This is a genomic window from Mesorhizobium sp. M4A.F.Ca.ET.020.02.1.1 (genome assembly GCF_004022645.1).
Classification (GTDB): domain Bacteria; phylum Pseudomonadota; class Alphaproteobacteria; order Rhizobiales; family Rhizobiaceae; genus Mesorhizobium.
Genome location: NZ_RZOI01000163.1, coordinates 1 through 9,702, shown reverse-complemented (window position 1 = coordinate 9,702; position 9,702 = coordinate 1). Strand labels below are relative to the sequence as shown.

Annotated in this window: 9 protein-coding genes and 1 pseudogene; 5 read left to right on the top strand and 5 right to left on the bottom strand. The window is 62.9% G+C overall.

Going from position 1 to position 9,702, the window contains the following annotated elements; all coding sequences use genetic code 11:
* Window positions 1-19: 19 nt before the first annotated feature.
* Window positions 20-387, bottom strand: a pseudogene (locus EN742_RS13160) (four helix bundle protein).
* A 29-nt stretch (window positions 388-416) separates the two neighbouring features.
* The gene (locus tag EN742_RS13155; protein ID WP_126056460.1) at window positions 417-1,850 is read right to left on the bottom strand and encodes a glutamine synthetase family protein; all 1,434 of its coding nucleotides are present in this window, start codon (window positions 1,848-1,850) and stop codon (window positions 417-419) included.
* A gap of 164 nt (window positions 1,851-2,014) precedes the next feature.
* On the opposite strand from EN742_RS13155, the gene EN742_RS13150 reads away from it, so the two are divergent.
* Window positions 2,015-2,728 carry an HAD family hydrolase gene (locus EN742_RS13150; RefSeq protein ID WP_126056459.1) on the top strand — a complete coding sequence of 238 codons (714 nt, stop codon included), beginning with the start codon at window positions 2,015-2,017 and terminating at the stop codon, window positions 2,726-2,728.
* A 38-nt stretch (window positions 2,729-2,766) separates the two neighbouring features.
* Here EN742_RS13150 and EN742_RS13145 read toward each other — a convergent pair whose 3' ends face one another.
* From EN742_RS13145 to aceA, 3 genes are all read right to left on the bottom strand, one after another.
* On the bottom strand, window positions 2,767-3,228 hold the full coding sequence (locus EN742_RS13145; RefSeq protein WP_126059238.1) for a response regulator: 462 nt from the start codon (window positions 3,226-3,228) through the stop codon (window positions 2,767-2,769).
* Window positions 3,229-3,467: 239 nt separating this feature from the next.
* Window positions 3,468-3,710 carry a hypothetical protein gene (locus EN742_RS13140; protein WP_126056458.1) on the bottom strand — a complete coding sequence of 81 codons (243 nt, stop codon included), beginning with the start codon at window positions 3,708-3,710 and terminating at the stop codon, window positions 3,468-3,470.
* Between the two features lie 65 nt (window positions 3,711-3,775).
* Window positions 3,776-5,065: an isocitrate lyase gene (gene aceA / locus EN742_RS13135; RefSeq protein ID WP_126056457.1), complete on the bottom strand. Its 1,290-nt coding sequence runs from the start codon at window positions 5,063-5,065 to the stop codon at window positions 3,776-3,778.
* Window positions 5,066-5,315: 250 nt separating this feature from the next.
* Here aceA and EN742_RS13130 point away from each other — a divergent pair, with 250 nt between their 5' ends.
* The 4 genes from EN742_RS13130 to EN742_RS13115 all read left to right on the top strand — a co-directional run.
* On the top strand, window positions 5,316-6,761 hold the full coding sequence (locus EN742_RS13130; RefSeq protein WP_128332893.1) for a helix-turn-helix domain-containing protein: 1,446 nt from the start codon (window positions 5,316-5,318) through the stop codon (window positions 6,759-6,761).
* Between the two features lie 151 nt (window positions 6,762-6,912).
* Window positions 6,913-7,815, top strand: a complete 903-nt coding sequence (locus EN742_RS13125) for a DUF2167 domain-containing protein (RefSeq protein WP_126056455.1) — start codon at window positions 6,913-6,915, stop codon at window positions 7,813-7,815.
* Between the two features lie 171 nt (window positions 7,816-7,986).
* Window positions 7,987-8,949: a DMT family transporter gene (locus tag EN742_RS13120; RefSeq protein WP_126056454.1), complete on the top strand. Its 963-nt coding sequence runs from the start codon at window positions 7,987-7,989 to the stop codon at window positions 8,947-8,949.
* 360 nt (window positions 8,950-9,309) lie between these two features.
* On the top strand, window positions 9,310-9,702 hold a 393-nt coding region (locus tag EN742_RS13115), incomplete at its 3' end, for an extracellular solute-binding protein (RefSeq protein WP_128332892.1).

Here is a 9,702-nt window from a genome sequence, read left to right as displayed (position 1 = left end):
GAATAGGGGAATAGGTAAGCTAGTCGGCCGAGAGTTTGCGGATCAGAAGGCGGAGAAGCTTCCCCACACTTTCGGTCCCCTCCAGCAATGAAATCGCCGTCACTTTCGGCGCGATGCCGGTACGCTCGGCTATCAGGATCTGTGTCTCCAATTCCTTCAGTGAGCCTTGAGCGATACGCAAAAATTGCTGATAGGACCCCCGGATTTCTCTACCATGGCCTTCCGCGATGTTGGCTGGTATCGAGGCGGCGGCTCGGCGCACTTGGCTGGTTAATCCATAGAGCTCCTCCTTGGGCCGGGATTTCGTCGCCCCATAACCGCCACCGCAAGATCCATCGCTTGCTGCCAGACGATCAGCTCCTTGTAGGAGCCTGTTTTCTCGGTCATTTCCCCTACACCCCTACACCCCTACTCCCCTAAACATTCAGCAACAAATACTCCCGCTCCCACGGGCTGATCACTTCCATGAAGGTCTCGAACTCAGCCCGCTTGATCGCCGCATAGGTGGCGGTGAACGACTTGCCGAGGATCGCGCAGAGTTCCTCGTCGCCTTCGAACAGGTCGACGGCTTCGAGCAGGCTGCGCGGCAGGTCGATCTCATCGGCGTTGGCGGTGGTCAGCACCGGAGGCTCGGCCTTGACCTTGTTGATCATGCCGACCAGGCCGCAGGCGAGCGATGCCGCCAGCGCCAGGTAGGGGTTTGCGTCCGAGGACGGAATGCGGTTTTCGACACGCCGCGCCGCCGGATCCGAACGCGGCACGCGGAAGGCCGTGGTGCGGTTATCGTAGCCCCATTTGTTGTTGACCGGTGCCGATGCCGCCTGCGTCAGCCGCCGGTAGGAATTGACATAGGGCGCGAACATCACCAGCGCGTTCGGCACATGCTTCTGCATGCCGCCAATGAAGTGGAAGAAATCCTCCGTCTCCGAGCCGTCCTCGGCCGAGAACACGTTCCTCCCGGTCTTCCTGTCGACGATCGATTGGTGGATGTGCATGGCCGATCCGGGCTGGCCCTGGATGGGCTTGGCCATGAAGGTGGCGTAAATCTCGTGCTTCAGCGCCGCCTCGCGGATGGTGCGCTTGAACATGAACACCTGGTCGGCGAGCTCGATCGGATCGCCGTGGCGCAAATTGATCTCGAGCTGGCCGGCGCCCTCCTCGTGGATCAGCGTGTCGATCTCCAGGCCTTGCCCTTCGGAAAAATGGTAGATGTCGTCGATCAGCTCGTCGAACTCGTTGACGCCGGCGATCGAATAGCCGGCGCCGCCGCCGATCGGCCGTCCCGAGCGCCCGACCGGCGGCGTCAGCGGATAGTCCGGGTCGGGATTCTTGCGCACCAGGTAGAATTCGATCTCGGGCGCCACAACTGGCCTCAGCCCGCGATCGGCGTAAGCCGCGAGCACGCGCTTCAACACGTTGCGCGGCGTGAACTCGACCGAGCGGCCATCCTGATGGACGAGGTCGCAGATCACCGCCGCCGTCGGGTCCTCTTCCCACGGCACCACGGTCAGCGTCGAAAGGTCCGGCATCAACTTGAGATCGCCGTCATCCTCCGGATAGTGGAAACCGTTGCCGTCCTCGGGATAACCGCCGGAAATCGTTGTCATGAACACCGCCGAGGGCAGCGCCAGCGAGGTGTTGGAGGTGAATTTCTTCGACGGCATCATCTTGCCGCGGGCAACGCCGGCCTGGTCAGGCGTGATGCATTCGATGTCCTCGATGCCGCGCCATTCCAGCCAGGCGCTGGCCTCCTTCCAGCTCTTCACGCCGCGTTGGTTCTTCAAGAAGGCAGGCGTGCGGGTACGCCCTCCGCGGCTAGACGGACGGACTTCCTTTTTTTCAGGCGGCATCAATCACCAGATTGCGTTGCAGATGGTGAAGTATAGCCGTGGCCGGCGATGGAAGGGAAGGGGAACCCCTGTGCGGTTGCTGCCGCGGTTGAAATTCGCCGTGGCGGGCTTAGGTTCGACGCCTCGCGAAATGCGATTACCTTGGACCCCGACGCAGGACAGCCATGGCCGGCCATGAACTGACGACGATCGGCTTCGATGCCGACGACACGCTGTGGCAGAACGAGCAGTTCTTCCGCCTGACCGAGAAGCGCTTCGCAGGACTGTTGGCCGAGCATGGCGAGGCGGAGCATATTTCGGCGCGGCTACTCGAAGCGGAAAGGCGCAACCTTGCCGTCTACGGCTTCGGCATCAAGGGCTTCACCCTGTCGATGATCGAAACCGCGATCGAGATCAGCGGCGGCCGTGTGCCGGGATCGGTGGTCGCCGAAATCCTTGCCGCCGGCCGCGAGATGCTCAGCCATCCGATCGAGCCGCTGGCCCATGCGCGCGAGACGGTGGAGAAGCTGGCCGGTTCCTATCGCCTGGTGCTGATCACCAAGGGTGACCTTTTCGACCAGGAACGCAAGCTGGCGCAATCAGGCCTCGGCGATCTGTTCGACGCCGTCGAGATCGTCAGCGACAAGAGCGCGACCACCTATGCCCGAATCTTCAGCCGCCATGGCGACGGGCCCGAGAAAAGCATGATGGTCGGCAACTCGCTCAAATCCGATGTCGTTCCGGCCATCGACGCCGGCGGCTGGGGCGTGCACGTGCCGCACGAGTTGACCTGGGTGCTCGAACATGTCGAGCCGCCGAGGGCCGCGCCGCGTTTTCGCCAGATCGCCGATCTTGGCGAACTGCCAAGGTTGATTGAAAGCATCGTTTCTAGCGGCTGACTTGTGCCCCAGCGCTGGAACGGCGGATCCGGTTTCTGCTAGCCGCGCCCTGACCCGATCAGGCGGTCGATCACCGGTTGCAGCCTCTCGGGAGTGATCGGTTTGGCGATCACGACATCGATCACACTCGAGAGACCCAGGCTCTCCGGTGTGCCAGTCTTGGTTGAAAGCAGGATCACCGAGGGCAATGCCTTGCCCGAAATCCGCCTGAGCGCATCTATTCCGGAGATCAACGCGTCGCAGTCCTTGTTGTCGGCGCCGCCGTCGAGCACGATCGCGCCGGGAATGAGGCAGCGCAAGGCTTTCGCCGCCGTATCGGGCGATTCGGAAATCGGCTTCAGCCCTGATTTCTCGACGATTTTCGACACCACGACCCTGTTTATCGGCGACTTTCCGATGACGAGCACCTGAGAGAAATCGGTCAGCATCTCGGCGCCGCCGCCACGGCCCTCCGGATTCAGATGTCTTTCAGTCCTGGTCTCGCGATTGCTGGGGCTCATGTGCGGGCGGGCACTCATCTCTGTTTCAATGCAGGGTTGAAACTTGAGGGACAATTGGCGTGAGATCGCCGCTGGTGTCAAGCTGAAATGGCTAATTTCCAGAATATCGCAAGAAAAGCTAAAATTTAGTGCCAGGTTTATTCCTGGCAGTCGGAGCCGGGCTTTGCAAAACGAAAGTCGCCCGCGCGTTACCGCGCGGGCGAGACAGAATTCGGCGAATGCGCCACCGTGGAACGTGGTCAGCCGTGGTTTTGCTGGGTGACGATCACCGGGATCAGGAGGTCGCCCCAATTGCCGTCGCCGCCATGATGCCTTGCCGAGCGCACGAGCTCCACCGAGACGCCCGCCTCGACCGCCTTCATCACCGACTGGTTGAGCCTGTGCAGGTCATTGGCCAGCATGCGGATGGTCGCCTGCTGGTCGACGCTCATGGCCGAGGACTGCTCTTCCGCCCTTTCCTTGACGCGGCTTATCGATGCCATTGGTCTTCTCCTTGTGTCCTATGCCCTCTCGGGCGTTTCCTCTGTTGGTCGTCTTCTGTGGCAGCTCACTCGGCTGCCGGCTTGAACTGGGCGTGCTCGGTCGATTCATGCATGGCGGTGGTCGACGACTGACCGCCGGTGATCGCCATCGAGACCGCGTCGAAATAGCCGGTGCCGACCTCGCGCTGGTGCTTGGTCGCGGTGTAGCCATGGACCTCGGCCGCGAATTCAGCCTCCTGCAGTTCCGAATAGGCCGCCATCTGCCTCGCCTTGTAGCCACGGGCCAGCTCGAACATGCCGAAGTTGAGCTGGTGGAAGCCGGCCAGCGTGATGAACTGGAACTTGTAGCCCATGGCGCCGAGTTCCCGCTGGAACTTGGCGATCGTCGCGTCGTCGAGGTTCTTCTTCCAGTTGAACGACGGCGAGCAGTTGTAGGCGAGCAGCTTGCCCGGATGATGCCTGCGCACACCCTCGGCGAACTTCTTGGCCTGCGCCAGATCGGGCTTCGAGGTCTCGCACCAGATGAGGTCCGCATGCGGCGCATAGGCAATGGCGCGCGCTATGCAGGGCTCGATGCCGTTCCTGACCTGGTAAAAGCCCTCGACCGTGCGGCCGGCATCATAGTCGACGAAGGGCTGGTCGCGCTCGTCGATATCCGACGTCAAAAGCTTCGCCGCCTCCGCGTCGGTGCGTGCCACGACCAGCGTCGGCGTGCCCATTACGTCGGCCGCGAGGCGGGCCGCATTGAGGTTGCGGATATGCGCCGCCGTCGGGATCAGGACCTTGCCGCCGAGATGGCCGCACTTCTTTTCCGACGCCAGCTGGTCCTCGTAGTGGACGCCGGCCGCACCCGCCTCGATGAAGGCCTTCATTATCTCGAAGGCGTTGAGCGGTCCGCCGAAGCCGGCCTCGGCGTCGGCGACGATTGGCGCGAACCAGGTCTCGACCGAAAGCCCCTTGCCTTCGGATGTCTCGATCTGGTCGGCGCGCTGCAAGGTGCGGTTGATGCGCTTGACCAGCTCCGGCGCCGCATTGGCGGGGTAGAGCGATTGGTCGGGATACATGGCGGACGCGGTGTTGGCATCGGCCGCGACCTGCCAGCCTGACAGATAGATCGCCTTCAGCCCGGCTCTGACCTGCTGCATGGCCTGGTTGCCGGACATGGCGCCGAGGGCGTTGACGAAGTCCTCCTCGTGGATGAGTTTCCACAGCCGGTTGGCGCCCATTTCGGCAAGGCTCTGGCGAATCTGGACCGAGCCGCGCAGCCGCTTCACATCCTCGGGCGAATAGGGCCGCTCGATACCATCGAAGCGACCTTCGGGCGCGGATGGGACGAGGTTGTAAAAATCGGTCATTGGATACTCCAGTTCATTCGAGGTCGGTTCTTGGAAACGTCGCGTCATGGGAGTTGTGCGCCGTTGGTGTGTGACATCATTTACATCGCCCTGCGAAACACGCGAGTAAAACCGAGCTTTTGGCCGAAAAATAAGGGAAAATTAGTGTTGCGCTTGACTGGTAAGCTCTGTAAATTTGTCACGATTGTAAAAGGTTGCGCGCAGGCCTCTGCGGCCAGATCGTGTAAATTCCTGTCAAGGATGGATTTGAGTGGCTGACCAGAAGATTTTTGCCGGGCCGCGCATCCGCCGCATCCGCAATGCCAAGGGCCTGACCCAGACGGCGATGGCCGAAGGGTTAGGCATCTCGCCGTCCTATCTCAATCTGATCGAGCGCAACCAGCGGCCGCTGACGGTGCAACTGATCCTCAGGCTGGCCTCGGTCTACAAGGTCGATCCGCATGAATTGCAGGGCGAGGCGAAGGGGTCGATTTCGGCGCTCAAGGAAGTGTTCGGCGACCCGCTGCTGGCGGCCGAACTGCCGGGCGACCAGGAGCTGATCGAGCTCGCCGAAGCGGCCCCCAACGCATCCGCCGCGATGGTGAAACTGTTCCGCGCCTATCGCGAGCAGGCCGAGCGGCTTTCCGATCTCAACGAGCTCCTGGCGCGCGAGGGCCGCGCCACCGCGCTGTCCGGCGCCCGCCTGCCGGTCGATGAGGTGCATGAGATATTCGAGCGCCGGCCGAACCATTTCGCCGCGCTGGAGGAGGAGGCCGAGGCCTTCACCGCGCTGCTTGACCCCGGCGACGACCTGTTCGGCGCGCTGAAAGCCTGGCTTAGGCGCGAATACGGCATCGTCGTCAAGGTGCTGCCCGTCGCCACCATGCCGAACTGGCGCCGCCGCTACGATCGCCACTCGCAACGCCTGTTCCTGTCCGAGCGGCTGTCGCCCTTCGACCAATTGCGCGAAGTGGCGATGGAAGCCTCGCTGATCCGCATGACGGTCGCGGTAGCTGGAGAGATCCAGGCGCTGAAGCTGACCACGGACGAGGCCCGCCGGCTCGCCCGCTTCGAGCTCGGCCGCTACGCGGCGCATGCCCTGATGATGCCCTATCAGGCCTTCCATGCCGCCGCGCTGCGTGCCCGTTACGATATCGACGTGCTGCGTTCGCGCTTCGGCGTGGCCTTCGAGCAGGCGGCCAACCGCCTGACCATGCTGCAGCGTCCCGGCGCCTCCGGTGTGCCGTTCTTCATGCTTGAGGTCGACAATGCCGGCAACCGCTTCCGCAAGGCGGGCAGCCAGGGCTTTCCGCAGAGCCGCTTCGGCGGCGGCTGTCCGAAGCTGCCGGTCCATGCCGCCTTCACCCAGCCCGGCCAGATCCTGGTGGAGGCGGTGGAAATGCCTGACGGCGCCGAATTCCTCTGCATTGCCCGCACGCTGGAAGGGCCACAGGGCGCGTTCTCGGAGCGGCCGCGCCGCACGGCGCTGCTCATCGGCTGCGATATCGGCTTTCGTGACGAGATCGTCTATGGCGGCGCCCTTCCGGGAACGGCGAGCGGCAAGTCGGGGCAGGGCGTCGCCGTCGCCACGCCGGTGGGACCCGCCTGCCGGCTCTGCGAACGCATCGGTTGCCTGGCGCGCGCCGAGCCGCCGGTGACGCGGCCGCTTGGCCTGGACGAGATGGTGACCGGCTTGAGCGCCTTCGATTTCCAGTGACGTCGATTGTGCTGGTCGGCCCGGGAGGCCCATCCTCCTTTGCAACAGCAAGCCATTGAGGGTTCTCCACGCAATCTTTCCGTCGGCAATATTGATTAAGCATTAGCGCCGCGATATCAAAAACGAATTGCGCAAGACTGGGGGGTCGGCGATGAACAGGAAAGTTTTTTGGCTTGGGCTGACGCTTGCCCTTTCAGCCTCATCCGCATTTGCGGAGAAATCCTCGGAATTCTTCAAATCGTACCAAGAGTACAATGATGCCGGCAAGGCATTCCTTGACAAGATCGAGCCCAGGACCGGTGCGATAGATCTTGCCGAAGGCGTGCACCTCGATCTCAAGGGTAAGTTCTACTTCCTGGACAAGAAGGATGCCGCCTCCGTCCTGACCGAGGCTTGGGGCAATCCGCCAGATGCCGGTGCCGACTCCGTCGGTATGATTTTTCCGACCAGCCATGATCCCATCGCCGAGAACAATTGGGGCATTGAGTTGCGCTGGGAAAAGATCGGCTATGTCGATGACAGCGACGCCGCGTCGATCGACTACGCTGAATTGTTGCGCAGCATGCAGGAGGACACCCTGTCCAGCAACGATCAAAGGGTGAAGGACGGATTTCAGCCCGTCACCTTGATCGGCTGGGCCTCGCCGCCCGTCTACGATGCCGTCAACAAACGTCTGCACTGGGCCAAGGAGCTGCAGTTCGGAACCGATGCCGTCCACACGCTCAACTACGATGTGCGCTTTCTCGGCCGGGAGGGGGTCTTCGTGATGAGCTACATCGCCACGGTGGAGCAACTGCCCGAGATCAGGCAGAGCCTGGACGAGGTCCTTGGCCTCGCAACCTTCAGCCCGGGCAAGAAGTATGTCGATTTCAGGCCAGGCTTCGACACCGTCGCCGCTGTGGGCATCGGTGGCCTTATCGCGGGCAAGCTGGCGGCCAAGGCCGGACTGCTGGCGGTGGCGCTGATTGCGCTGAAGAAATTCGGTGTGATTTTGCTGGTCCCCCTGGTCGGCCTCTGGCGGCTCATTCGGCGCAACCGGGACGCCTCCTCTTAACCGGAGGTATCGGCCGGGGCTGGACGCGTTGGTCGAGCTAATGCGCCAGTGCGCCAAACGGAACGCGCGGCTGGATCACGCCTTGCAGCCGCCGATGCGTTAGGCGAATGCAGCGCGGTTCTGTCGCCCATCGCGCATCGTGCCGCCCTGAAATCGCCGACAGTCGCAACCATGACCGACGCCGTATCGCACGCTTCGCCAGCCGTCCCGCCGCGCCCGGCCATCTCGCCTGGCGACGAGCGCCTTGGCATGCTGCTGGTGTTCCTGTCGGCGCTGATGTGGAGCTTTGGCGGCACCATCGCCCGCTTCATCGACATTACCGACAACTGGACGATTGTATTCTGGCGCTCGCTCTGGGCGGTGGCCTTCCTGCTCTGCTTCATGGCTTGGCGCGACGGCTGGCGAGGCACGCTGAAACTGTTTCGTGGCATGGGCCTGCCCGGCCTTGCCGTCGCGATCTGTTTCGCCACCGCGTCGACCTCGTTCATCGTTGCGCTTTCCTACACCACCGTCGCCAACATCCTCTTGATGCAGGCCGGCGTGCCGCTGCTTGCCGCGCTGCTTGCCTGGGTGCTGTTTCGCGAGCGGGTGGCGGCGGCGACCTGGGTGGCGATCGCCGCCGTCATCGCCGGCGTCGCCATCATGGTCTCTGAATCGCTCGACGGCACCGTGTCTCCCGTCGGCGACAGCCTGGCGTTGCTGATCGCCTGCATGTTTTCGGTCGCCACGGTGATCACCCGCCGCTTCGCCCATGTGCGCATGACGCCGGCCAACTGCCTCGGCGCGCTGCTCGCCGGCGCGTTCGCGGCCTCCCAGGCCTCGGAATTTGCCGTTTCCGGCCGCGACATGGGCTTCCTGTTCGCCTTCGGCGTCCTCAACCTCGGCGTCGGCCTCGCCTTCTTCGCTACCGGCGCCCGCCTCGTCCCGGCGGCGATAGCGGCGCTGCTCGGCACGTTCGAGCCGATCCTTGGCCCGATCTGGGTCTGGCTCGTGCATTCGGAAGTGCCGTCTGTGCGCACCATCGTCGGTGGTGCGGTCGTCGTCACGGCGCTGCTCGTCCATATCGGGCTCGAGTTCAAGCGGCAGCCGCGCCCCCAGCGCCCTGGCGTCACCGGACTGCCATCCCCCAATTAACGCAGCGGATGCGCCAAAGCGCGAGATGGGCCATTGACAACGTCGTTGCCGGGCGGGCAGGCTAAGGGCACGGCAACAACAAGACAGGCGTATCTTGCCAAGTCTCAATGCCGGTCCAATCGGAACCGGACCACATCGTCATATCCCTGCCCGCGCCATGGCGAAAGCCTCTGACGACGTCGGCACATCCCCCAGGCCACGGCAACGGCCCAAAGCTTTCATCGGCCTCATGTCGGACCGCCGCGCAGCCGGCCGTTCGCGCTTGTCGCTCTCCAGAAAGCTCAATAATCTGAAGCAAATGCCCAGCCGCGCGGAGGCCGCGACGGATTGGCGACGGAACACTCACCAAAGGAGAACAGCATGACCCGCAAAGCGCTCTGGCTTTCGGCGACCTCGGCATTCCTGACGCTTTTCACCATCGGCGGCCACGCCGAGGACCGCGTCGTCAACGTCTTCAACTGGTCCGACTACATCGACAGTTCGATCATCGACGATTTCACCAAGGAAACCGGCATCAAGGTCGTCTACGACACGTTCGATTCCAACGAGATCCTCGAAACCAAGCTTTTGGCCGGCGGCAGCGGCTATGACGTCGTCGTACCCAGCGGCAATTTCCTCGCCCGCCAGATCCAGGCCGGCGTTTTCCAGAAGCTCGACAGGTCGAAGCTGCCGAACCTGTCGAACATGTGGGACACCGTTCAGGAGCGCACCGCCAAATACGATCCCGGCAATGAGTATTCGATCAACTACATG

Coding starts and splice junctions, on each gene's coding strand:
- EN742_RS13155 (WP_126056460.1), bottom strand. CDS start 1,850: ATGCCGCCTGAAAAAAAGGAAGTCCGTCCGTCTAGCCGCGGAGGGCGT.
- EN742_RS13150 (WP_126056459.1), top strand. CDS start 2,015: ATGGCCGGCCATGAACTGACGACGATCGGCTTCGATGCCGACGACACG.
- EN742_RS13145 (WP_126059238.1), bottom strand. CDS start 3,228: ATGAGCCCCAGCAATCGCGAGACCAGGACTGAAAGACATCTGAATCCG.
- EN742_RS13140 (WP_126056458.1), bottom strand. CDS start 3,710: ATGGCATCGATAAGCCGCGTCAAGGAAAGGGCGGAAGAGCAGTCCTCG.
- aceA (WP_126056457.1), bottom strand. CDS start 5,065: ATGACCGATTTTTACAACCTCGTCCCATCCGCGCCCGAAGGTCGCTTC.
- EN742_RS13125 (WP_126056455.1), top strand. CDS start 6,913: ATGAACAGGAAAGTTTTTTGGCTTGGGCTGACGCTTGCCCTTTCAGCC.
- EN742_RS13120 (WP_126056454.1), top strand. CDS start 7,987: ATGACCGACGCCGTATCGCACGCTTCGCCAGCCGTCCCGCCGCGCCCG.